The organism is Mesorhizobium sp. B3-2-1 (assembly GCF_006439515.1).
Classification (GTDB): domain Bacteria; phylum Pseudomonadota; class Alphaproteobacteria; order Rhizobiales; family Rhizobiaceae; genus Mesorhizobium.
The window spans coordinates 201,103-225,085 of sequence record NZ_VFTI01000005.1; the positions used below are offsets into that span (position 1 = coordinate 201,103).

The following is a 23,983-nucleotide window of genomic DNA, read 5'->3' on the forward strand; positions in this document are numbered from 1 at the left end:
GACGGGTCACCAGTCCATGGCCGTTCGACCAGACTTCCCCTTCTCACATGGTGGTGAGGCCGATTGATTATATCTCGATTGGATGAAATAGCGGAACGTCCAATGGACATTGCCGGAACCGAACAGGCCCTCTCGGACCTTTGCGCACACCACACAAGACCTTGGTCCTATAAGGAAAACCGGATGGTTCGATCCGCGCCCGCGCAGGCAACGCCCGCCGGTCGGTCCAGAGGCGCCAGCACTTTGCCATCCCGCGCCATCTCCTACCGCACGCCCGCCTCATGGTTGGCCGACCATACCCCGCTAGGATGCCGGGCCTTGCAGCCCCTGCCTATTCCGCTTTCGCGGAAGTTTCGGCCGTCATCCAATGTGCGATGGTGTTGTTGCGGCGGTACGAGCCGCCCTGGTTGGCGCGGGCGCCGAGCACACCCCAACAATGCGCCCCCCGCCTGCGTCGACCATGGCAAGCGCCTGGGTACCACGGCTTTGCTGCCAGCCCGCTGGGCTGCGAGCTTAGCGCCAGAGATGACTTGCGGAAAGGGTCGCGTGCGGCCGTCAGGAGTGACGACAAGGATGCGGGCGCGGTATCCGCTAGGCTAGGGAGAGATGGGCAGTCTGGCCGAAGAGCCTGGCTCGCCGATGGGCGCCGCAGATGACTAACCGGTTACGACCGGCAGCAAGATGTATGTGCCACAGAGACAGAGCGATAGTATCAAGGCGGCCGCAACTACTCCTGCGTAGGCGGCACCTTTATTCTCGTTCAGGCGCTGTTCCTTGGTTGGCCAGAGACTGTAGACCAGCCAGCAGGCAAATAGCGTCAAGACCACGGAGCCCCCGAACATAAATAACTCAAAAGCGCGAAAATTATAGTGCCTGAGAATCGTACCCCCTATGACAATTGGCAGCGCGATCAACACTCGCATCTTGAAATGATGCCACAAGTCGGATTTCGCCATCGTATATGATTGTTGCCGTTGCTATTCGCGATTCCTAGCCTCTAAAAGCTTAAAGTTTCTGCTCACCCCAATTCCACCCACACCGGCGCATGGTCGCTGGCGCCGTCCTGCCCGCGCACGTCGCGGTCTATGCCCGCCCCGTTCAACCGGCGCACGAGCGGCTTCGACAACAGGATATGATCGAGCCGCAGACCGGCGTCGCGCGGCCAGCGGTTCCGGCGGTAATCCCAGAAGGTGTAGAGCGTCTCCTTCGGATATTTCTTGCGCAACGCATCGGTCCAACCTTGTTCGAGCAGCGAGGCGAAGGCGGCGCGGCTTTCCGGCTGCACCAGCGCGTTGTCGTCATAGGAGCGTGTGGCATAGATGTCGCGCGGCTCGGGCACGATGTTGTAGTCGCCGGCCAGCACCACAGGCAGGCCAGTGTCGAGCAGTTGTTCGGCATGCGCCTCCAGTCGCGCGTGCCAGGCGAGCTTGTAGGTAAATTTCGGCCCCGGTTGCGGATTGCCGTTGGGCGCATAGAGGCAGGCGATGATGATGCCGTCCACCGCCGCCTCGACGTAGCGGCTCTGCCGGTCGGCATCGTCGCCGGGCAAGGCATCGCGGGTCAGCACCGGTTCGGCACCGCGCGCGAGTATGGCGACGCCATTCCAGGTCGGCTCGCCCTTCCACACCGCGCCATAGCCGGCGTCGGCAAGCGCGGTGCGCGGAAACTGCGTGTCGCGCGCCTTCAATTCCTGCAGGCACACGACATCGGGTCTTGCGGTGGCGAGCCATGCCAGCAGGTTGTCCAGCCGGCTGTTGATGTTGTTGATGTTGAAGGAGGCGATCTTCATCGGGGATCAGGGGGCGATCCTGCCCGCCCACGCCTTCACCGTCTCCGCCAGCGTCGTCAGATGATCCGCGGTCGAGAAACCCGAAATGCTCTTGCGCGGCTTGAGATCATGGTCGCCGTCCTCGAGCCAGATCACTTCGATCGCATCGGAAAGACCGTAGGTCGCGACCTCGTCCTTCGTGCCGAACTCGTCGCGCGTGCCTTGAAAAATCAGCGTCGGCGTCTTCAGCCCGGCGAGATGTTTTGTCCGCAATTGCTCGGGTTTGCCGGGCGGATGGAAGGGATAACCGAGGCAGACCAGTCCCGATATCTCGCCCTTGGAAAACATCTCGTCGGCGACCATCGAGGCGACGCGCCCGCCCATCGACTTGCCGCCGATGATGAGCTTGCCCGTCACACCCTTCGCCCTGAGGTCGGCGATCGCCTTGATGTATTCCGGGTTCACCGTCTCGGCGCGCGGCGGCGGCTTGCGCTGGCCATAGCGGCGGGCGGCCATGTAGTGGAACTCGAAGCGCGCGACCTGGAACCCGACGCCGGCGAGCGCCTTGGCGGCGGCGGTCATCGAGGGGGAGTCCATGGAGGCACCCGCGCCATGCGCAAGCAGGATGGTGACGGGAGCGGTGTCGTGGCCATCGAAGAGGAAGGTGGTCATGGAAAGCCCATCTTATGGAAGCCGAGTTCCTTCGCGTTCAAGCACGACCATCGCGATCCTTCATCCCACAACGACTATGGTTGCGTAGGGGCTCCACGACAAACCCGCGACTGCAGATACTCGACCTGTGCAGCCAGCCATTGGGGCCAGCCTGCTGCATCAATCCCCCGGACCCACGTACAGGCAGCTTCTGGCCCGCGAACCTGTTCCATCAGGCAATAGTATGCAGTGTCCCGCCATGAACCGCACAGATTTGGGTAGGCATCCATCGTCTCCAGCGCCGAGGGCCAATCGTACCATCTCCGAATCCAATTGCCGACCTTCCCCTCGAGATCGTCGACGCACCGGGCTGTGAATTTGTCCAGGTCTTGTTCGTTGGCGACCCAGAAGGTGCCTCGGCTGGACGGTCGGAAATCTCCATGGATTCCTTCGAAGGCAACTCTGGCAAATACCTTGCTCTTCGTTGGAACGGCACCCTCGAATTTGACATTATACCAATTGGCCAACTCCCCAAACAACCTTGCGAACTTCTTCCACTTGAACACAGCCACCAACGAGCAGTCATATTCCCCATACCGGCGTTCCGCATAACAATCGAATTCAATGCTGAAGTCCGTTAGGTTGTCCGCTGATGCGACCTCCAACCTGGGGCTGCCCGGCTTGAACCATTTTTGTCCGACGCAAGCATGGAGCTCTTCGGCAACCCTCGTCCGAATGGTTTTGGAATCAAGCATTGCCGTCATGACGCCGACTTCGCCAATTGCATATCCACGAACTGGACGCCCCTGGCCGCCACCCCAGCCCATTCCGACACCGCGTCGAGCTCCAGATACCGCACCCACAGCCGCCGCGCCTCGAGCAAATTGCCGGCATCGAATTCAAGCCGCGCCAAGTTGAACACCGGGTCGGCGTAAGTCTTGTCGAGCGTGATCGCCTTCTGCAAGTGCCTTCGCGCCGAGGCGTCGCGGCCTTGCTCGCTCATCAGCCCGGCGAGGTTGAACCAGGCCTCGACGAAGGCCGGGTCGAGTTTGATCGCCCTGGCATAATCGTGCGCGGCTTCCGCGACGCGCCCGGACCCGCGCAAACAGTTGGCGCGGTTGAAGGCGGCGATGGCGTCGGTCGGATCGATGGCGAGGCAGCGCTGGTAGAGTGCGGCGGCACCGTCATGGTCGCCGCCCTCCTCGGCGGCTTCCGCCTCGGCGAACAAATCCTCCAGCGTGTCGTCGCCTTGTGCCGCCGCGCCCAGATCGAACAGCAACTGCCCGTCGACTTCGCTCTGGCCGCCTTCGAGGTAGATCGCGTCGGGCCGGCCATGCTGCGAGCCGACATTGAGCGACTTGGCGGTGAGCGAAGCCACCGGGCCGGAGCGGTGGACGGAGCGCGCGATCGCCCCCCATGTGGCGCCGCCCGCGATCAGCCCGGCATATTTGCGCGCCAGGATCAGGTCGCGGAAGGAATAGGGCTCGCCATCATGCTCGAAGGCATCGAAGAGCGACAACAGGTCGAGATCGGCGCCGGACAGCCTGGACTGGTCGATCAGCGATTGGCGCGACAGCGAAGACGCCTCGGGCGCCTTCATCAGCCCGAGCAGCCGCAGGAAACCGTTCTCGCTCAAGAGAATGCGCCCGGCCGCGCTCTCGGCGCCGAGACGACGTTCGATCTCGCTATCGCCATTTTTGGTGAGTCCGGCCTTCGTCAGCAGCAAGGTCCGTCCGAACACGACATGCGTGGTACGCCTGGTGACGCCGCGCCTGAGCTGGCCGTGCTGGCGCTCCACCTCGCGCGCGGCGAGCCTGAGCGGAAACGCCGCCAGCGCGCCGATCGTGCCGAAGACAGAACCCGGAACGGCCGGTGCCGTCATTTCTTGCTCTTACCGACTGCCTTGAGCAGGTTGGCCTTGAGCGGATTTTCAGGCGCACCACCCGCTGCCGCCTTCTTGGCGGCTGGCTTGGCGACCTCGTCGGCCTTGCTCTTCGACTTGGCCGGCGGCTTCGACTGCGACAGGCTGGCCTTCAGCGCGTCCATCAGGTTGATGACATTGCCGCGCTCCGGCGCCGCCGCGATGATCGGCTTGTGGCCCTTCAGCTTCTCGCGGATCATCGACATCAGCGCGATCTCGTAGCGGTCCTCGTAATTCTTCGGATCGAAGGTGGTTTCCTTCTGCTTGATCAGCGCTTCGGCGAGTTGCAGCATTTCCGGGTCAGGCTTGCCGGCCGGAATGTTGCCGAAATATTCAGCCGTGCCACGCACTTCGTTTGGGTTCCTCAACGTGCACACGAACATGCCGTTCTCGCGCGCTCCGATCGTCACCACGCGCTCGCGGCTGGACAGCACCAGCCGGGCGATGGCGAGCTTGCCGGACTTGCGCATGGCCTCGCGCAGCACCGCGAAGGTTTCCTCCGCCATCGCCCCGTCCGGCGCCATGTAATAAGGCGCGTCCTGGTAGATGACGTCTACCTCGTCCTCGTCGACGAAGGCCTCGATGTTCATCGTGTGGTTGGATTCGATACGCACCGCGTCGAGGTCGGCATCATCGATGATGATATACTGCTTGTCCTCGTACTCGTAGCCCTTGACCAGGTCCGCGCGTTCGACGAGCCCCAGTTCAGGATCGACCGGCTTCATGTTGATGCGGTTGTGGGTCTTCTTGTGCAGCTGGTTGAACGAGATGCGTTCGCTGGCGCTGGTGGCGGGGTATAGCCGCACCGGACAGCTGACCAGACTGAGCTTGAGGTAACCTTTCCAACTTGCCCTGGGCGCCATGATGAACTCCTACGCGGCCATGCGCTGACAGTTACTTCGCAGCGCTTCGTCCGAAGGACGAACAAGGCTGCGCAGATCCTACACCGACCCCGCACAATACCGGCAAATCCCTGACGAAATCTTCCCGCCGGTTTTCGGGGCACGGGCGGAGAATAATTCAAATTGTCGGAAGCGTCGATGGAGTCGGTGTGGCGCTGGCCGTTAGCCTGGGCGGCCATGGCTTCGTCATCCTAGGGCGAAGCAAGGAGCGAAGCGAAGCGGCGAAGACCCTATGATGACGAAGGAGAGGTCGGCAAATCCCGCGCGAACTCGTCGATGTCCGCCCATGGATCGCCGGACGTCTCCAAAAGCCCCGGCAGCGACGCATAATTCAAATCCTGCGGTGCATCGATCGCCTCCAGATCGCTCCAACTCACCGGTGTCGAGGCCGGCAGGTTGGTGCGGGCGCGCAGCGAATAGGGCGCCGCCGAGGTGTGGCCGCGCGCGTTGCGGTGATAGTCGATGAAGATGCGCCGCTTGCGGTTTTCCTTGCCCATGGTGGTGGTGAAGGTGTCGGGCGCGGTGGCCGCCAGATGCGTTGACATGGCGCTGGTCGCCTGGTGCAGCTTCTTCCAGTTCTGCTTGCCCGTCACCGGAACCGTGATGTGGATGCCGCTGCCGCCGGAGGTTTTTGCGAACGGCACAAGCCCGAGCCCCTCCAACTCGCCCTTGATGTGGACGGCGGCCTCCACCACCTCGCGCCACGAAATCCCCTCGCCCGGGTCGAGGTCGAAGACGATCTGGTCGGGCTTGTCGAGGCTCGTGCGATGCGTGCCCCAGGTGTGGAATTCGACAACGCCGAACTGCGCCAGTGCCAGATAGCCTTTCGCGCCTTCGACCGAGAGATAGGACTTGGTCTCGCCCTCGGAATTGGTCGCCTCGAACGTCACCACCGAAGGCGGCATGCCGGTGAAAGCATGGCGCTGGAAGAAGCAGTCCTTGGGCAGGCCGGTCGGGCAGCGCACCAGCGACACCGGGCGGCCAAGGATGTGCGGCAGCATGAAGTCGCCGACCAGCGCGTAATAGACGGCGATGTCGAGCTTGGTCGGCCCGGTCTTGCCGAACAGCCGCCGCGTCGGGTTTGTCACCCAGATCGTGGCAAGGTCGGCTTCGGCGATCAGCCGCTTGCGTTTTGCCGAAACCGGCGTCGACAGGCCGACGTCACGCAGACCCCGAAACACGCCGTGGCGCAGTGCATTGTCCGCGGTTCGGTTGGCAAAATGGATGCGCGCCGAAAACAGCGGCTTGACCCAGTGCATCTCGCGCATGATCTCGCGCGGCACGCCTTCCGGCGGCGTCGCGCCCGACGTGAGCGGCTCCAGCCGCGCCAGCAGATCGGCCGCGGTCCCGGCATCGAAGCCGGTGCCGACCTTGCCGCGATAGTGCAATTCACCGTCCACCCATTCGGCCATGCCGAGCGCGGCCAACCCCTCGGCCGCGGCCGAAGTGGTGTAGCCGGCGATGACGAAGTCGTCCTTTTCGAGCGACTTGGTCTTGGTCCAGCTCTTGGTGCGGCCGCTCTGATAGATTGCGGTGGCGCGCTTGGAGACCACGCCCTCCAGGCCGAGTTCCGTCACCTTGTCGTAAAGCCCTTGCCCCGAACCCTCGACATGGTCGGAGAACTGGATGGCGGAGTTGGCGCCAAGCCCGCCAAGCAGTTCGGCCAACAGCGCCTTGCGCCGGATGAGCGCCACCTTCATCAGGTCCCAGCCGTCGAGATGCAACAGGTCGAAGGCGTAGAAGTGCAGCTTGCTGCCGGCGCCCTGCGCCAGCGCGTCCTGCAGCAGCGCAAAGCGGGAAATACCCTTGGCGTCGAGCACGACGATCTCGCCGTCGATGATCGCCTCGCGGCACGGCAGCTTGGCGAACGCGCTGGCCAGGTCGCCGTAGCGCTTCGTCCAGTCGATGCCGCCACGCGTGATCAGCCGCACCTCCCCGTCGGAGATATGAGCCATGGTGCGGTAGCCGTCGAATTTGATCTCATGCAGCCAGAGCTCGTTCGTATTCTCGGAAAGGCTTTCGCCCCCCGGCGGCTTCGGCACCTGGGTTGCCAGTTGCGGCTCGACACGGCTCAGCGCTGGCGCCTTGGCCGCGCCGGGCAGCTCGCCCGGCTTCAGCGACCCAGGCTTTGGCGCGGACTTCGCGGCCGGTTTGGGCGGCGCCACCAGCTCCTCGATGCGCAGGCCGGATTTCACGCTTTCCGGTCGTGCTTCGAGGATGTTCAACGCCGTATCGGCGGCGAGGTCCCGCTCCTTGAACAGCAGCCAGTTCTTCTTGTTTTCGTCCTCGCCGGGCTTGTGCTTCAGCCGGGTCAACATCCAGCCGCCATTCAGCTTTTCGCCGGCCAGCCGGAACTTGAAGGCGCCGGTGCGCAGGCTCTTCTCGACATCGTCCATTGGCGCCCAGGTGCCGGTGTCCCACACGATCATCGGCCCACCGCCATATTCCCCTTCGGGGATGACGCCCTCGAAATCGATATATTCGAGCGGATGGTCCTCGGTCTCCACCGCCAGTCTTTTGTCGGCGGGATTGAGCGAGGGTCCGCGCGGCACCGCCCAGCTTTTCAAGACATCGCCGACCTGCAGGCGCAGATCGTAGTGGTCGGCGGTGGCGTGGTGCTTGTGGATGACGAAGCGGTTGCCGTCTCCTGCCATCGACCCGCCCGCCGGCTCCGGCGTCTTCGAGAATTCGCGCTTGGCGCGATAGGTTTTGAGTTTAGAGGGCACGTCAAAGGCCGGCGGTCGAAAATAACAACCGCCTCGTTCCGTCGCGCCCTCCTCTGTCCTGCCGGACATCTCCCCCTCTAGGGGGGAGATCGACGGTTTCGCCGCCGGCTCGTCCCTTGCCACATCGGAAATTGGCGAAGCCCGTCGTGACGGCCAATCTCCCCACTAGAGGGGGAGATGTCCGGCAGGACAGAGGGGGGCGCCGTAGGGCGCTACGTTGGCACCACTCGCGATTTTTCACGTGGTCTCAATCGTCAATCGCCGGTGTCAGCTCCAGCTCGGCCGGCGACAGCCCCTGCTGCAACTGGCTCAAGCGGAATTCGTCGACCCAGTAGGCTTCGCCGTCGACCAGCACGCGCGCACTGTAGGTGCCGCCGGAGAAACGCTGCGCGGTGATGTAGACCTTGTGGCGGTCGAGCGCCTTGCGCACCGCTGCGCGCTTGGAGTTCTGGCTGTTCACGGCAGTGGACATGCGCTTCGCCCTCGGTCGCCCGACACGGAACTCGGCCGCTCTTGGCGGCCCGGCGACTGGCCGCAAGGATGGCGGAGAGCGGCGCAAGTGTCAATTTCGCGGTCGCGCCGCTTCAGTTCTTCAACCGCCGCAAACGGCGCATCACGCCCTGCACGGCCTTGTAGAGCCGCGGCTTGGAGCGCACGAACAGCTCGGTTTTGCAGCGCAGCCTGATATAGGCGGTCGAGGCCCTGCCCTTCAGCGTCATCGCCTCGCACAATTCGGCCAGCACCGAGTTCGAGGCGCCGATATGCTGTTTGTATCCCTGTCCCCCGACTGAGAGATCGAAATAGCCGAGCCCTTGCGCCCGTCCCCACACCATCAGCTTGCCGATCATCGTCAGGCCCGGCGCGACGTTGGCCACTGCATCCTGGTCGATCCCGAGCAACAGGGCGTGCAAGGTGCCCTTCATGACCAGCACATACATGACAGCGAGATAGGCTTGACCGACGCGCAGCCCGAACAGCCGCACGGAGCCGTCGGACAGCCCTTGCAGGGCGGCATTGCGGTAGAACTCGACGATCGGCGCCTGCGTCAGGAGGTCGAAACGCCCGAGTTCGCGAAAACGGTTGAGCCTGAGGTCCAGCAGCGTGCCGAACTGCTCCTCGATCATATCGGGCGTCTCGGCTTCGACCAGTGCGAGGCCGCCGAGCTGTTCGAAGCGGCGGCAGTGCCTGTTGAAATTCTTGGTGAAGGACGACTTGCAGATACGTTTGATCAGCGTCTCCGGCTCGCCATCCATGACCAGGCCCGAGGCGATCTGGATGGAGTCGCGCGCCGCCGAAAGCAGCGCCAGCGGATTGGTCACGCCGTGGATTTCCTGCGGAATCCCCGCAATATGGATGCGGTCGGCCGGCGGCAGCACGGAGCGGACCGCCGCCCAGGCGGCGTCCGCGCTCTGCCGGGTCCAAGGCCTGGCATCGGCCAGCAGCGGCGCCGAATAATCGCACACGCCGCAGCTCAGCCATTCGATCACATAGTGACCGAGCGCCCGGCGCCGCATCAGCGGCAGCAGCATGACAGGCGCACCCGTGGCGGCGTCGCTGACTTCAACGACGAGCAGATCGGCGCTTTTGGGCATCAGCCGCCTGGCAATCCCTTCCACCCAGGCAAGGCCCTGGTGGCCGGTGCACAGGCCGGTCTCCTCGAGGCGCAGCCAGAGCTGCCTTACGGTGTCGAAGCTGGTATGCAGCCGCGCGGTATAGCGCGCGGTAGCGACAATGCCGGATCTGATCGGGGAACTTGCTTGAATCGGTGCATCCGCCTCCGCGACCAACTGCACTGCCTGGCTTGCCACATGCTTCTCCCATTCGTTCTGGCCCGCCTCGGCGTCATCCACGCAAGCGCCGCAAACCCCGCATCGTTCCCTGGACCGCTTTGAGCAGCCTTGGGTTGGATCGCACGAAAGCCTCGGCCCGCCTGCGGAACTCGATGACGGCATTGGCCACACTGCCCCGCATCGTGAACCCATGACAGAGTTCGACCAATACCGAACCCTTGGCGCCCATATGTTCCTTGTAGCTCTGGTTGCCGACCGACAGGTCGAAATACCCAAAACCCTGTTCGCGCGCCCAGCCGATCAACCTGCCCATGATTGCAAGCCCGGGTGACACATTGGGCACGACGCCCTGGTCCATCGCTATCAGGAGAGCATGAACAGTCCCTTGATGAACCAGCAGATATTGAACCGCGATCAGGGCCTCGCCGACGAGCAGCCCGAAAAGCCGCACCGAACCGTCCAACAGGCCCTGAACAGCCGCGTTCCGGTAGAAATCCACGATCTTCTCCTGCGTCAGCAGGTCGAAGCGGCCAAGCTCGCGAAAGCGGTCGAGCCGCATTCGCACCAGTTCGCCGAAGATACGCTCAACCTCAGACGGCGCGGCGGCTTCGACCAGCTCCACACCGCCAAGCCGTTCGAGGCGACGCCAGTCCTTGCCGAACTCCTTGACGAAGGACGGCCTGCAAAGACGCTTGAGGACTGTTTCCGGGTCGCCGTCGATGGCGAGGCCGAACGCGGTCTGGATGGAATCGCGTGTCGCCGGGAGCAAGGCCAGCGGATTGGCCACGCCGTGGATCTGTCGCGGAATTCCCACGATGTGGACGCGGTCCGACGGCGGCAGCGCCGAGCGCACCGCCGTCCACGCAGCCTGCGCGGATTGGCGTGACCACGGGCTGGCATCGGCCAGCAGCGGCGCCGCATAGTCGCAGACGCCACAACTCAACCATTCGACCACCCAATGGTGGAAGGCCCTGCGCCGCATCAGCGGCACCAGCATTCTGGGTTCGCCGGTCGCGGCGTCGGCCACCTCCACGATGAGGAGTTCCGCGCTTTCCGGCAGCAGCCGCCCGACGATCCCTTCCGCCCAGGCGAAATTCTGGTGACCGGTGCACACGCCCTCCGCCTGGAGGCGCAGCCAGAGCGGCCTGACCGCCTCCAGGCTGGTGTGCAGTTTCGCCGTATAGGCGTCGTTCGCCGCGATGGCGGCGGGATGCGGGACCTGCCCGCCGGGCAAGTCGGTCATCGCGGTGATTTGAACTGCCTGGCCTGACACATCCCTCTCCTATCGTCTTGCCGCGGCGAACGAAACCGCCCGCCGCCAGGAGCCCAGCCGGCTGTCGTGCTGCTGATCCGGGTGTTCGATGTTCCACATGCGGTGATGCATGAAATACCATGATGCCACGAGCACGAATATCTCGGAGACCGCCGAACCCAGCAGCGCCCACGGGGGGGAGGCGATCGACAGCAGGATCGCGATCGACGCCAGCCCGACGATGGCGCCGCCGAGGGTAATGAAGGCGACGATGCGGAAGTCGCCCATTATCTCGAGCACGATGCGGGGCATGATATAGAGCATGATCGGGACGAAATTCGCGGTCACGAAAAGCCCGATGAACCCCACCGACGCATCCTGGAGAGCCTGGGATTTTATCATGGGCAGGACAAACATGATGGCGCATCCATAGGCCACCGCGCCGAGCCCCATGACGACAGCCCACAGCTTCGCCTGCGCCCAGACACGGCGCGTTTCGTTGTTGCGCATCAGCTTGGCCAGTTCCGGTTGCGTCATGTTCACGAAGGCGAGGCTGATGATGCGCAGCGGCGCGAACAGCACGAGCACCGCCGCCAGCGGCGCATAGGCGGCCGGCCCGGCAATGCCCGCGACCAGCAGCGCCAGGCATTGGCCCTGGATGTTGGTTGTGGTGGCGCTGAATGCCGACCAGCAGAGCTGGGACCAGAGCTTTGCGTAGCGCCGCCGCGTCGGCATGCGGAAGCTGATGCGCATCGTGCGGCGCGCCAGCCGGACCAGGACGAATATGCCAAACAGATTGGCCGCCGCGAGTGCGGAGAACACGGACTGCAGCGCATCCCTGGCCAGCCAGATCGCCAGGCCGGCCATGACGATGCCGGCGATCGTGAAGGCGGCATCGCTGATGGAGACGATCACTTGTTGGCGGCGCGCGAAGAAGGCCGTGCGCATGTGGCTGCGCAGCGACCATGCGCCGACGAAGCAGCCGGCGGCAATTCCGCTGGGATCGCCCAAGAGATGCATCACGATCGCCGTGCCGACGGCCATCAGCAATGCAACGACCAGCGCCGCCGTCCCGAAGGCCACGTCATAGGCGTCGACGCCGGCGCTGTTGGTGCTCTTGCCCATCCATATCGAGGCGGGAACGGCGGTGAGCGACCTGATATAGGACAGGCCGACACCGCCCATTACCATGCCGATGGCGAAGAGGCCGTAGCCTTGCGCCGACAGCATGTGCAGCAGCGCGATGTTGAGGGCAAAGTGGAAGCCGCTCTGCATCGCCTCGCCGCCGATCATCAGCATGAGGCGGCGCACCAGATGGCCAGGGAGTTTCACGGCCGTGTCTCCGCCTGGCGGGCGGTTGCCGTCCGGCCCGGCTTGGCGATGGTTGCCTTCAGCTTGTCCGCGGCTATTGCCGCGATCGCCGCCGCCGCGACCGGCTCGCTGAAGACCGCCTCGTAGCGCGCGCGTCCGGCGGCGACAAAGGAGCGCCAGGCCTGGGGATGCAGGATGATTTCCTCGAGTTTGCCGGCGAGCGCGGCGGCATCGCCGGGCGGAACATGCCAACCCGTTTCGCCGTCGGCGACCACTTCGACCAGCCCGCCGATCGCCGACACCAGCGGCGGCCGGCCATAGGCCATCGCCTCGATGGCGACACGGCCGAGCGATTCCGGACGCCGCGACGGTACGGTGGCGATATCGGCCCAGCGATAATGCTCGGACGGGTCGGGGATGAAGGGCAGCACGCTGACACGTCCGGTGAGCCCCATGGTCTCGACCAGTTCGGCGAGCGCGTGCTCGCGTTCGACGCTTTCGAAGGCGCCGCCGACCAGCCGCACCTCGATCCTCGACTTGAGTTCCGCCGGCAGCGAAGCGATCGCCTCCAGAAGCACTTCCTGGCCCTTGATCCTGTTGATGCGGCCAAGCAGCAGCACCTTGAGCGGGCGCTTGCCGTCATAAGTCATCGGTTCGGCGGCGATCGGGCCGGCAACGCCATTATAGACCACATAGGACCGCGCGGATCCGGGGTCGCCAAACGCGGCGCGGGTGGCGCGCGAGTTGAAGATGAGATCGGCATGGCTCCAGTGCATCAGGCCGACGAGGATCCTGCGCATGGCGCCTTCGGGAATTTCGTGGATGTGCAGCACGGCCTTCTGCGGCAGAAGGCGCGCGGCCAGCGCGTAGTCGGCCACGATCGAGGTGTTGACATAGGTGAGATCGCAATCCCTGAGCCGCCGCCAGGCCCTCAGCACCGCGACCGGCAGCCGCACCATCTCGATGGTGGCAAGGCGCACGATGGCCTGGCGCCTCAGCACCCACAGCGGCTCGAAGACGATCCGGGTCGCATGCGGTTCGAGGATCTGTGTGATCGGTCCGCCGCGCGGCAGGACCACTTCGATGTCGGCTGACGGAAACGCGGCGCGCAGCGCGGCCACGCTCTCCGCGAAGCTGCGGTCGGAACCATAGAGTTCATAGCCCTGATGGATGCAGGCAATCCGCATATTCACATGCATCTTTCTGTCAGGGTGGTGACGATTCCGCCACCTGACGGATCAGGCGACTGGAGACTTCAAGCCCAATACCCCTTTGGACTTCACTTGTTGCCAGCATGGTGGCGAGCGGATGTGGAACCTCGATCACCATACCAATGCTGCACGTCCTCCGCCGGTGTGGCGCACAGAAGTCCACGAGCAAGGATCATGCCGGCCCTGATCTGACCGTCTGCTGGTCGCCAGCTTGCGGCATTGCCTTGTTTCGATACACATACGCCTGGATAGTTGACCGATAGTGAAACAACTCCGGCCGTTGGAAGAAATATTTTACACCCCGGTGCGATGATGGGCGGAACTGAGCCTGGCATGGATATCGCTGGGCTGTGGTTTCCAGACGGGACGGCCCGCGCATTGCGGAATCGAGCGGATTTGAAAGCGCCAGCAGCCATGAAACCGGAAGCGCCCACCATCCTGATCCTCGGGACGCGCGGCATTCCCGCCGCCCATGGCGGCTTTGAAACCTTCGCCGAGAAGCTGGCGCTGTTTCTTGTCGGGCGCGGCTGGAAGGTCGGCGTCTACTGCCAGGAAGAGGTCGACCGGGTCGACCAGAGGGTGCACGTCGACACCTGGAAAGGCATCGAGCTCATCCATGTCCAGGTCGCCTCGAAAGGCCCGCGCGCAACGCTGGAATTCGACTGGCAATGCGTGCTCGACGCCGCCCGCCGGCCCGGCGTCTGCCTGGTGCTCGGCTATAATGGCGCGGTTTTCCTGACCTGGCTGAGGCTGATGCGACGCAGGATCATCACGAACATGGACGGCATCGAGTGGCGCCGGCCCAAATGGGGCGTGGCGGCGCGCACATGGTTCTGGCTCAACGAATGGATCGGCGCCTGGGCCTCGCACCGTCTGGTCGCCGACCATCCCGTCATCGCCGATCACCTGGCGACGCGCCGGCCGCGCAGCGCAATCGCCACCATCACCTATGGCGCCGACCCGGTGGCTTCAGCACCGGAGGCGCCGGTGCGCGCGCTCGGCCTCGAGCCCGGCAAATACCTGATTTCGATCGCGCGCATCGAGCCCGACAACAACATCCTGCCCATCGTCGAGGCCTTCTGCAGCCAGAAGCGCGACATGAAGCTGGTGGTGCTGGGCACGCTTTCAGACCAGATCCCTTATCATGTCGCCGTCCGCAACGCGGCCAACGCCTCGGTCGTGCTGCCCGGCGCCATTTACGACCAGGCGGCGGTCAAGGCGCTGCGTTTTCATGCGCGCGCCTATCTGCATGGCCACACCGTCGGCGGCACCAACCCGTCGCTGGTCGAGGCGCTGGCCGCCGGCAACATGGTGATCGCCCACGACAACCCCTATAACAGATGGACCGCGGGTGCGGCCGCCATCTATTTCACCGACGCGCGTAACTGCGCCGAACGCATGCAACAGGCGCTGGAGGATGACACCCTGGTCAAGACCTGCGGCGCGGCCGCCAGGGCCCGCGCCAATGAAGTCTTCCGCTGGGACGATGTCCTGCTTGCCTATGAAACCGAAGCCTACCGGCTTCTGGGCGTGGGCGCCGCCGGCCCCGTACCGGTCGACCGCCCCTCTCCCGGCGCCGTATGACGGGCTGGTCCCGACGGCGGCTGCTCAGGACCGCGCTGTCGACGGCGCTGGTGCCCGCCACGGCAGCACTTTCTTCCGCACCGCCCGCGCTCGCCGCCACCGGCGACTGGCGCTTTCGCCGCGGCGTCAATGCCTGGCCCTGGTTCGCGCTGACGCGTGAGTTTCCCGCACCGCGCACCGACTATGCCTGGCCGCCCTTCCAGTCGCAGCGGCCAGTGCCGAAACCGGACGACCTTCGCCGGCTGCGCCAGACCGGGCTCGATTTCATCCGCCTGCCGGTCGATCCCGGCCCGTTCCTGGCCGCCGGCGCCGCCACGCACGCAAAATTGCTGACGATGCTGGACGATGCCGTGATGGCCGTCATCGATGCGGATCTCGGCATCATCGTCAACGTGCAGGCCAACGGCGCAACCCACTACTGGAATCCAGACCGCATGGTCTCCAGCACCGCCGCGCCGGAATTCGATGCCTATCGCACGCTGGTCGGCACGCTTGCCGGCAGGCTGCAGCGGTTCGCACAGGGCATGGTGGCGCTGGAACCGGTCAACGAACCGCCGCAATCCTGCTCCTCCAACGTCTGGTCGAACGTCCAGACGGCCCTTTTGACGGCGGCCAGGGCATCATCCCGGACCTTGCCGCTTGTCGTCACCGGCGGCTGCGGCTCGATGGTGAGCGGGCTCGCCGCGCTCGACCCGGAGCCGCTGGCGGCCTTCGAGCCGATCCTGTTCACCTTCCATTTCTACGAACCCTATCTGTTCAGCCATCAGGGCGCGCCCTGGATGCGTGAACCGGTCTACCGCGCGCTCAACAACGTGCCATGGCCGGCCTCCACCGGTTCGCTGGAACAGACGCTGGCCTCGGTCAGGGCGCGCATGGCTCAGGACACCGAAACCTCCGAAGCGGACAAGCAGGCCGCCTACGAGGAAACCGAACGCGTGCTGAAGGTCTATTTCGACGCCAGGCCCGACCGCTGGTTCGTCGACAAATATATCGGCCAGGCGCGCGACTGGGCCGACAGCCACGGCATCGCGCCGCAGCGCGTCATCATGGGCGAATTCGGCGCGCTGCGCACCGACGCTCGCTATGTCGCCGCCCCCAACCCCGACCGCGCCCGCTACATTTCCGATGTCAGGCAGAGCGCCGAGGCATCAGGCTTCCCCTGGGCCTTCTGGGACCTCTTCGACGGCATGGGCATGATGGACGACAAGACGCGGGCGCTGGACCCGGCGATGGTCGAGGCGCTTGGGTTGAGGATGCCGGAGTAGAGAAAGCGCTACGCGCGCCGCGCTTGCGCCGGCCGCCGCAACCCCACTTTCACCGGCCTGTAGAGCGCCAGCGCGATCACCACGAACTTGGTCATCAGCGTTGTCTTGGACGCCAGGCTTTCGGAGGTGTTGAGCAGGATCAGCCAGCCCAGCATCGGCAGCCAGATACCGGGATGGCAGCGGCGCGCCACTTCGTGCATGAACAGCACGAAGCCGAAAAACAACAACAGGGTGAAGAAAGCGCCCTGATAGAGGATCAGGCGGATGATCGGGTTCTCGATGCCCTGTTCGAGGCCGTTGATGCGGCGCAGGCTCTCAATGAGATCGATATCTGGGCCGATGATCAGGTCGCGCAGTTCGAAGTGTTTGAACAGGTCGAACATCTCGACGCGGGCATTGGCGCTGCCGGAGTCCGAGACGAAGCGCTCGAGCAGCGCGTCGAAAAAGCCATAGGAAGCGGCGAGCACGATAACGACCGGCACCAGCGCGGCAAGGATGAGGCCAAGTGCGGCGCCAAGCAGGTTGATACGCCCCGCACGCAAGGTGCGCAGGCCTTGGAGGAGCAGGTAGCAACCGCCGAGCACGATCGTCGTCACCATCGCCGAGCGCCCGCCAAAGGCGACCAGCGCCGCGCATTGCAGGCCGATCAGCCCGAGCCGCAGCGGCATGGACAGCGACCGCGAGCCAGAAAGCAGCGCCAGTACGTAGATCGAGGTGATCGTGGCATTGGACAGCGGATGGCCCTGGAGGGCTGTCGAGCGCAGGTCGTTCATGAACACCACGCCGTCGAGCCGATAGGGAAAGATCAGCGTCTTGGTGGCGAACTCGAACAGTGCCAGCAGTGCGTTCACAGTCATGATCGTGTGAACGACGGTCTGCATGCGGGCGAATATCTTTTCGTCGGCCTCGGCCAGCATCATCACCAGCAGCGCCGGCGCCACGAAGGTGTCGATCATGCCGGCCATGCCGGGACGCTGCCTGACGATGACGACGACCAGGAGCATGATCGACATGACGGTCATCAGCGCGCTGGCCGGCCGCCTGTCGGCGATGGCCAGCGTGTAGCCGACCGGGTTGCCGAACGTGCAGGCGCGCCAGGCAAACATCAGCACGAGCAGATAGGTGGAGGGATGGATCTTGGTGGCTGGATTGCCGATCAGGCCGTCGTAATTGTAGCCCACCAGCCACAGCATGCCGCCCGAAATGCCGAACAGCAGCGCCACCGCGGCGATCAGGCCGTAGCCGGTCACCCAATCGAGGGAATTGCCGCCGCGAGGCGCGGCCACGGCTTGACCCTGGCCGGCCCAGCCGGCCGCCGGGGTAGCGGGCCGGACGGCAACCATATCAGGCCGCCTCGTCGACCAGCAGGGCGCCGGTCGGCAACCGCCCCATGACGGAAATGGCCTGCGAGGCCGCCGTGACATCGCGCATCGGCGTCGCGTTGAGCGTGGCGACGAGCACGATCTCGTCGACCATGGCGACCAGCGGCGAGGCGTTGAGATTGTCGGCCAGTGCACCGCCGTCGACGACGACGAGTTCGAAATTGCGGCTCGCCTGGGCCAGCATATGCTGCGTGAAATAGACGCCCTGCGCCTCGGAGAAGGCAGCCTTTGGCCGACCCTTGCCCAGAACGGCGACGTTGCTGCCGGGCGCGTATTGGCTCAGCGCCTCGAAGGCATATTCGCCGCGCAGCACGTCGAGCAGGCCCGGCTGCGGTTCCTTCTGGCCCTTGCCGGCATTGGTGTCGATGAACAGGACGCGGCTGCCCCTGGCAGCCGCCGCGTTGGCCAGAAGGCGCGCCACCCGGCCCCGTTGCGCGGCGTCCTCTGGCGCCGACGTCACAAGGATGGACGGCACCAGCGGCCAGTTCGGCGGACGCTGGCTGGAGGAGAACAGGCGTCTCAGCGCCAGTCCGGCGACGGCGTCCATCTTCTGTCCGGCCGGCGTGGCGGCGCTGCCGAAAGGCCACCAGCGGCGGCGCGCCGATTTTGCCGGCAGCACGCCCACAACCGGCGCATCGATGGCCGATTGCATCTGCGCGCTGGAAAGCACCGTCGGCGATGAATATTCCGCGATCAGCGCCAGGCCGGTGCCCAGCCCCAGCCCGCCGAAAAACGCGCCGAACACGAGCAGCCCGAGCGGCGGCCAGCTCTTCTTCAGCGCCGGCATGGCGTTGGAGATGATGCGCGCATTGGTGCTGTCGACATTCACCTGCTCGCGCGTTTCCTGCGCCCGCTGCAGATAGGTGGCGTAGACGGAGCGCAACGCCTCGAGATCGCGCTGCAGTTCGCGCAGCTTGACCGAGGCCTGGTCGGTGTCGAGCGACTTGCTCTTCAAGCCCGCGACCTTGGCCTCCAGCGCCTGCTGGTTGGCCAGCGCCCGTTCGTAGTCGGTTTCGGCGGCGGCGCCGATGCGGCCGAGTTCGCGCGCGATGAGCGCGCGCGTGTCGCGCAATTGCTGCTGGGCCGCCATCATCGAGGGATGGCGCGGCCCGAGTTCCGTGCCGAGCTGGGAGACCTGGTCGACCAGCGTCGCCTCCTGCGCCCGCAGGCTCGAAATCACCGCCGAGCGCATCGCTTCCGAGGTCGCATCCGGCGCGCCGCCGGGCCGGCGCAACTGGTCGACCTGCGCCTTCAGCGCGACCGTGCGGCTCTGCGCGGCCGCGAGCTGCGTGTTGATCTCGGTCAGTTCCTGGTCGCTGACCAGATTGCCCGCGGCCATCACCATGTTATGGGCGGACTTGTAGGCCTCGACCGCATTCTCGGCCTGCTGGACGCGCTTGCGCTGCTCGTCCAGCCGCGCGGTGATGGAGTCGGAAGCGTCCGTGGCCATCTTGGCGCGCGCGGCGGCCTGGTCCGTCAGGTAGGCCTGCGCGATGGCATTGGCGAGCTTCGCCGCCTTGTCGGCGCTCTTGGCGGTGACGATCACGTCGAGGACCAGCACCTTGTCGGCCCGCTTGACCGCCAACCGCCGGCGCAGCGCATCGAGCGTCTTGCCCGTCCTGTCGGTTTCGGCCGAACCCGAGCCCAGCACGCCGCCGAGCAAATGGCTCAACAACCCGCCCTGTCCGTTGAATTCCGGATCCTTGGTCAGGTCGGTCGCCGCGATAGCCCTGAGCAACACGCTGCTCGACTGGACGACGGCGACCTGGCTTTCCACCATGGTGATGCCGCCATCGGGCGGAACGCGGCTCGGATTGACATCGTTGGTGACCACCTGCAAGTCCTGCGGATCGACGATGATCTCCGCCACCGAGCTGTAGAGCGCCGGCGTGAACAATCCATAGAGCAGCGCTCCAAGGGTCAGCAGCGCGGCTGTGGCGAGGATCAGGAAACGGCGGCGCACCAATATGCGCTTCAGGTCACCCAGTTCGACCGTCGAGGATGGATAGGACGCGGCCGGCGGTGGCTCCGGCGCATATTGCATCACCTCCGGAGCGTGTTGTTGCGGCAACGAGAGCAGGGATGATTGCAAAGGTCGCTCCGACAACACTCCATATGCCCCAAAAGATTAAATTGCGGCTTCAGCCTAGCTATTACTCCAACTGTTAAAACACTGTTAATTATGTTGGGAGCTCTTCTGATTTTTGGCACGGAGTTTGCGTGGCAGAGGCACGGGTCGTGTTGACAGGGCGCAAGCGAGCGGGAAACGAATGGAAATGGAGCAAACATCGGTCTCCAATCCAACCGTCGCCCACCTCTCGTGCCCAAAAATCGAACACCGGCCAGTTACCGAACATCAGAATTCTAGGGGTGCGACATGCAGGTGAGCCTGCGCCTGGACAGCGACTGCCTCCGTGCTTTTCACCTGCTGCTGTTGCAGCGCCTGGCCGCGCTCACGGATGTCGAGGTTCGCGTCGACGCACGCCCAGGCGGGAGCAGCATTCCAGGCAGCGTCGCTGCGCTGTTCCAGCTTGAAACGGTCATCCATGGCTTGCCCGCGGACGGGCTGGCCAAGCGCCTGCCGCTGTCAGCGCTGGCAGCCTGGCGCACGCAGCCTCCCGCCTCGCCCGACCTCGTGCTCGACCTCCGCGGCGACGTGCAACTGGAAGGAACGCGCGTCTGGCGTGTGACCTATGACGGCGCCGGCGGCGAAGCGGCCCTTTTGGCGTCGATCCTCGATGGCCGGACCCCGCTGGCCCGCATCGAGGAGAACGGCGCCGTGGTCGCCGAAGCACGGCTCGGAACCGAATATGGCGGCATCGCGCTCGCATCGTTCCAGGATATGCTGGCGCGCACGGCAAGCCTGATCCTGGCGGCGGTGACGGGCGCTGCACGCGGCGCCCTGCCCGTCCTGCCCGAGCCGGCGGACGGCAGGGCCGCGCCGTCGCTGCCCTCGGCCGGCAAGCTCGGCGTAAAGGCAGGCAAGGCGCTGGCGCGGCGCATCGTCCAGAAGATCTATCATCTCTGCTACAACGCCCCGCACTGGAAGGTCGGCTGGCGCGAGACGGGAGGGCGGGATCTGTTCGACCTGCGCGCGCATCCGGAATCGGGCTGGCAAGAGCTGCCCGATGATGGCAGCCGCTTCTACGCCGATCCGTTCCCGATCCTTTACCGGGGACAGGTAACCCTGTTCGTCGAGGACTATATCCACCGTCTCGGTAGAGCCATCATCTCCGCCGTGCCGTTCGGCCCGTCGGGGCCGATCGGCCGCCCGGAGCCGGTGCTCGACCTGCCCTACCATCTTTCCTACCCCTTCGTCTTCGAGCGTGACGGCGAGGTCTGGATGGTGCCGGAGAGCTGCGCCAACCGCACCGTGGATCTCTACCGCGCCACGGCCTTCCCCGGCGGATGGGTCAAGGAAGCGACGCTGCTGTCCGATATCGTCGCCAGCGACGCCACCTTGGTCGAGCATGGCGGCTCATGGTGGATGTTCGCCACCGTCCGGGACGGTGAAGGCATCGCCCGGGATGGCGGCGGCGCCTTCTCCGACGCGCTGCATCTGTGGTCGGCGCCGAACTTTCGCGGCCCGTGGACACCGCATCCCAAAAATCCGGTGCTGATCGACATCGCCTCGGCGCGACCGGCCGGCCGCATGGTGGAACGTGATGGCCAATTGCTGCGCCCGGTGCAGGACTGCCGCAGGAGCTACGGCGGCGCGCTTGGCATCGCACGCGTCACTCACCTTGATTTGAACGGCATGGACCAGCGTGTCGAGACGATCTTAACCCCCGGGGCGCTATGGAGTGGGCGTAAGCTGCACACGCTCAACGAGGCGGGCGGCCTGGAATTCATCGATGGCTCGGCGATCGCGCCGCGCTGGAAGCAGAAGAGGCGTAGTTAACCTAAACGTTTGTTGCTAGCAGCCACCCGCGCTGGTTGCTTGAGGTTGATTACGTCTGGAAGATATTTTCCGCCACAGCTTGTGGAGAAGGACGATGACTAGCATGAAGGGCAGCGAGATGAACACCATCGAGGCTGTCCCGGCCGAGGTCGATGTGGCGATCGTTGGCGCCGGAATGGCCGGCACCACGCTGGCAACCGCTTTGGGAAAAGCCGGCCGCAAGGTGGCGCTGATCGATCCGCACCGGGTTCATCACGACGAGTTCCGGGCCGAGAAGATCGGTACCGATCAGATACGGCTGTTCAAGAAGCTCGGCCTCGACGAAACGATCATGCGTCTCGTCACCCCGTTCGACGATATCCATGTCTTCCGCCTCGGCCAGCTGTTCGCGCGTGAGCGCAGGCCGGAGTATGCATTTTCCTATGGCGCGCTGATCAACGGGCTTCGTGACGCCCTTCCACCGCAAGTGCCGCTTACGGTCGGCAAGGTCGCCGAGGTCTCGACCGGCCCGGACCGGCAGCGCCTTGTGCTCACCGACGGCAGGATCATCGATGCACGCCTCCTGGTGGTGGCCACCGGTCACAGCGAAGCGGTGCGCCGCGCCATCGGCGTCGAGCGCGTCGAGCAATCGAAAGCCCATTCGCTGTCGATGGGCTTCGATCTCGCCATCTCCCAGCGCGACTGCGGCTTTCGGGCCGTCACCTGCTACGGCAAGCGGCCTTCGGATCGCGTCGCCTACATCACCGTTTTTCCCCTCGGCGACAAGATGCGGGCCAACATGTTCGTCTATCATACCGTCGCCGACCAATGGACGAGGGATTTCCGGGCCGATCCGCAAAAGATGCTTTGCGAGCTGATGCCCGAAATATCGGCGCAGTGCGGCAACTTCGCCGTCGCGAGTCCCGTCGAGGTCCGGCAGATCAATCTGACCACGACGCAGGGCCATCGCCGCGACGGGGTCGTCTTCATTGGCGACGCGTTCTGTACGACATGCCCGACGCCGGGGGTCGGCATAGGGCGGGTCATGATCGACGTCGATCAGCTCCATTCAGTCCACATTCCACGCTGGCTGGAAACACCAGGCATGGCGTCTGACAAGATCGGGACTTTTTACGACGATCCGGTCAAGGTCGCTTCCGATGATGCCGGCATGCGTGTGAGCGTCTATGCCAGGCAGATCACCACCGAGACCGGACTGGAATGGCGCGCGCGGCGCCTGCGTAACAACACGGCACGCCAGCTGATGATCATCGGCCGCAAGGTAGCCCATTTGGGATTGCGGCGGGAGCCGGGCGTGGCCTGAGCAGCCTCCCACCCCTCTATCGTCATTGAAGGCACTTCCCGGTGCTGCCGTGAGGACAGCACCTCTTCCCTTCTCTCCCCCCGCGGCAGAAGGGAAGCGCCGGGGCGCTTCACCGGCATAATGAGATAGCGCTGAAAAAAAGCGGATCCAGTGCCGTTCAGTCGGAACAAGCGGTGCGCCGACAGGTTATGCCCGCAGGAGATCCTGTCATGGTCAAGAATATCGACCGCGCGTTGCAGGATGCCATTCTGGCGATGCGCACTCTTCGCAAATCCATAATCGATCATGGGCATATGGACGCCATGGCCGAATTTGATGGCTTGATGAGCGTGACCATATCCGAGGCCGAGCGCCAACTCATCAGTTGGCAGGCCAGTCATCGCCACGAACGATCAGGCCAGGCAAAATCCTGACGCGATCGCTCGTAGTCGGCATCCGGCGGAACCTTGCCGCACACGGTTGGTTTTATGGAATGTGACATGCCGCCGGAGAACGAAGTGACCCGATTGGTCGACAAGCAGAAGCTTGAGAGAGCGGATCGCGAGTCGCGGATCATCCTCGACGCCGAACGTCAGGCCCGCGACGCAAAGACCGCCCGCCTTCGCAAGCAGCGTCTGTCCGCCGAGCCGAGCGGCGAGCAACAGAAGCCCCCACCGCCAAAGCGGCGGAGGTGACGACGTGCTCTTTCCGCAAAAGCAAAAGGCGCGATCGACCGATCGCGCCTTTGTTTCGGCAAGCGGAATGCGCTCAGGTCGGCGCACCCGAAGATACAGTTTGAGCAGTGACGGCCGAAAGCCGTTCGCGCTTCTGCCAAGTCGGCTTCTCGTATTTCTTCATCAGCTATTCCCCCTATTGGATACCGCAGTGAAGACCGGCTTCGCAGCGAATGTCAATCGTGCCAGGACGGCCATCTTGATTTCGAGCGAAACGCTCCTGCGCCGGGTAAATCGGTCTACCATGCTTTTAAATCCGCCAGTCCGGGATAGATTTAGGACCGAGAAAGCGCCACAAGCCGC

Annotated in this window: 19 protein-coding genes; 6 read left to right on the forward strand and 13 right to left on the reverse strand. The window is 64.5% G+C overall.

Translation table 11 applies throughout. The features are described from left to right. Nucleotides 1-1,018: 1,018 nt before the first annotated feature. The 11 genes from FJW08_RS07615 to FJW08_RS07670 all read right to left on the reverse strand — a co-directional run bounded on the left by FJW08_RS07615 (nt 1,019) and on the right by FJW08_RS07670 (nt 13,520). Entirely contained in the window at nt 1,019-1,789 is a 771-nt protein-coding gene (locus tag FJW08_RS07615) for an exodeoxyribonuclease III (protein WP_140809996.1), read from the reverse strand. 6 nt (nt 1,790-1,795) lie between these two features. Beyond that, complete coding sequence (locus FJW08_RS07620) at nt 1,796-2,440, reverse strand: alpha/beta family hydrolase (RefSeq protein WP_140809997.1); 645 nt, start codon at nt 2,438-2,440, stop codon at nt 1,796-1,798. A 74-nt stretch (nt 2,441-2,514) separates the two neighbouring features. Further along, complete coding sequence (locus tag FJW08_RS07625) at nt 2,515-3,183, reverse strand: hypothetical protein (protein WP_140809998.1); 669 nt, start codon at nt 3,181-3,183, stop codon at nt 2,515-2,517. Then, nucleotides 3,180-4,301, reverse strand: a complete 1,122-nt coding sequence (locus tag FJW08_RS07630; RefSeq protein WP_140809999.1) for a tetratricopeptide repeat protein — start codon at nt 4,299-4,301, stop codon at nt 3,180-3,182. Before FJW08_RS07630 ends, FJW08_RS07625 begins: the two co-directional genes overlap by 4 nt. After that, on the reverse strand, nt 4,298-5,203 hold the full coding sequence (locus FJW08_RS07635) for a Ku protein (RefSeq protein ID WP_140759780.1): 906 nt from the start codon (nt 5,201-5,203) through the stop codon (nt 4,298-4,300). Before FJW08_RS07635 ends, FJW08_RS07630 begins: the two co-directional genes overlap by 4 nt. A gap of 269 nt (nt 5,204-5,472) precedes the next feature. Beyond that, nucleotides 5,473-7,968, reverse strand: a complete 2,496-nt coding sequence (gene ligD, locus FJW08_RS07640; RefSeq protein WP_140810000.1) for a DNA ligase D — start codon at nt 7,966-7,968, stop codon at nt 5,473-5,475. A gap of 247 nt (nt 7,969-8,215) precedes the next feature. Continuing rightward, nucleotides 8,216-8,440 carry a hypothetical protein gene (locus FJW08_RS07650; protein ID WP_140810002.1) on the reverse strand — a complete coding sequence of 75 codons (225 nt, stop codon included), beginning with the start codon at nt 8,438-8,440 and terminating at the stop codon, nt 8,216-8,218. A 112-nt stretch (nt 8,441-8,552) separates the two neighbouring features. Continuing rightward, on the reverse strand, nt 8,553-9,776 hold the full coding sequence (locus FJW08_RS07655) for a GNAT family N-acetyltransferase (protein ID WP_140810003.1): 1,224 nt from the start codon (nt 9,774-9,776) through the stop codon (nt 8,553-8,555). A 34-nt stretch (nt 9,777-9,810) separates the two neighbouring features. Continuing rightward, nucleotides 9,811-11,031, reverse strand: a complete 1,221-nt coding sequence (locus tag FJW08_RS07660; protein ID WP_140759790.1) for a GNAT family N-acetyltransferase — start codon at nt 11,029-11,031, stop codon at nt 9,811-9,813. 9 nt (nt 11,032-11,040) lie between these two features. Continuing rightward, nucleotides 11,041-12,342, reverse strand: coding sequence for a hypothetical protein (locus tag FJW08_RS07665; protein WP_181178663.1), 1,302 nt, complete (start codon nt 12,340-12,342; stop codon nt 11,041-11,043). Next, nucleotides 12,339-13,520: a glycosyltransferase gene (locus FJW08_RS07670; RefSeq protein WP_246682265.1), complete on the reverse strand. Its 1,182-nt coding sequence runs from the start codon at nt 13,518-13,520 to the stop codon at nt 12,339-12,341. Before FJW08_RS07670 ends, FJW08_RS07665 begins: the two co-directional genes overlap by 4 nt. A gap of 426 nt (nt 13,521-13,946) precedes the next feature. Here FJW08_RS07670 and FJW08_RS07675 point away from each other — a divergent pair, with 426 nt between their 5' ends. Both FJW08_RS07675 and FJW08_RS07680 read left to right on the forward strand, forming a co-directional pair. After that, a complete protein-coding gene (locus FJW08_RS07675; protein ID WP_140810004.1) occupies nt 13,947-15,116 on the forward strand; it encodes a DUF1972 domain-containing protein in 1,170 nt (389 codons plus the stop codon). Next, a complete protein-coding gene (locus tag FJW08_RS07680; protein ID WP_140810005.1) occupies nt 15,113-16,381 on the forward strand; it encodes a cellulase family glycosylhydrolase in 1,269 nt (422 codons plus the stop codon). Before FJW08_RS07675 ends, FJW08_RS07680 begins: the two co-directional genes overlap by 4 nt. Nucleotides 16,382-16,389: 8 nt before the next feature. Here FJW08_RS07680 and FJW08_RS07685 read toward each other — a convergent pair whose 3' ends face one another. Then, nucleotides 16,390-17,724 carry a VpsF family polysaccharide biosynthesis protein gene (locus FJW08_RS07685; RefSeq protein ID WP_140810006.1) on the reverse strand — a complete coding sequence of 445 codons (1,335 nt, stop codon included), beginning with the start codon at nt 17,722-17,724 and terminating at the stop codon, nt 16,390-16,392. A gap of 1 nt (nt 17,725) precedes the next feature. Further along, on the reverse strand, nt 17,726-19,855 hold the full coding sequence (locus FJW08_RS07690) for a Wzz/FepE/Etk N-terminal domain-containing protein (protein ID WP_140810007.1): 2,130 nt from the start codon (nt 19,853-19,855) through the stop codon (nt 17,726-17,728). A 285-nt stretch (nt 19,856-20,140) separates the two neighbouring features. Here FJW08_RS07690 and FJW08_RS07695 point away from each other — a divergent pair, with 285 nt between their 5' ends. The 4 genes from FJW08_RS07695 to FJW08_RS07710 all read left to right on the forward strand — a co-directional run bounded on the left by FJW08_RS07695 (nt 20,141) and on the right by FJW08_RS07710 (nt 23,641). Beyond that, the gene (locus FJW08_RS07695; protein WP_140810008.1) at nt 20,141-21,664 is read left to right on the forward strand and encodes a formyl transferase; all 1,524 of its coding nucleotides are present in this window, start codon (nt 20,141-20,143) and stop codon (nt 21,662-21,664) included. 94 nt (nt 21,665-21,758) lie between these two features. Further along, nucleotides 21,759-22,967, forward strand: a complete 1,209-nt coding sequence (locus FJW08_RS07700; protein ID WP_181182859.1) for an NAD(P)/FAD-dependent oxidoreductase — start codon at nt 21,759-21,761, stop codon at nt 22,965-22,967. A gap of 209 nt (nt 22,968-23,176) precedes the next feature. Next, nucleotides 23,177-23,380, forward strand: coding sequence for a hypothetical protein (locus FJW08_RS07705; protein WP_140759805.1), 204 nt, complete (start codon nt 23,177-23,179; stop codon nt 23,378-23,380). A 66-nt stretch (nt 23,381-23,446) separates the two neighbouring features. After that, nucleotides 23,447-23,641, forward strand: a complete 195-nt coding sequence (locus FJW08_RS07710; RefSeq protein WP_140759807.1) for a hypothetical protein — start codon at nt 23,447-23,449, stop codon at nt 23,639-23,641. Nucleotides 23,642-23,983: the final 342 nt, after the last annotated feature.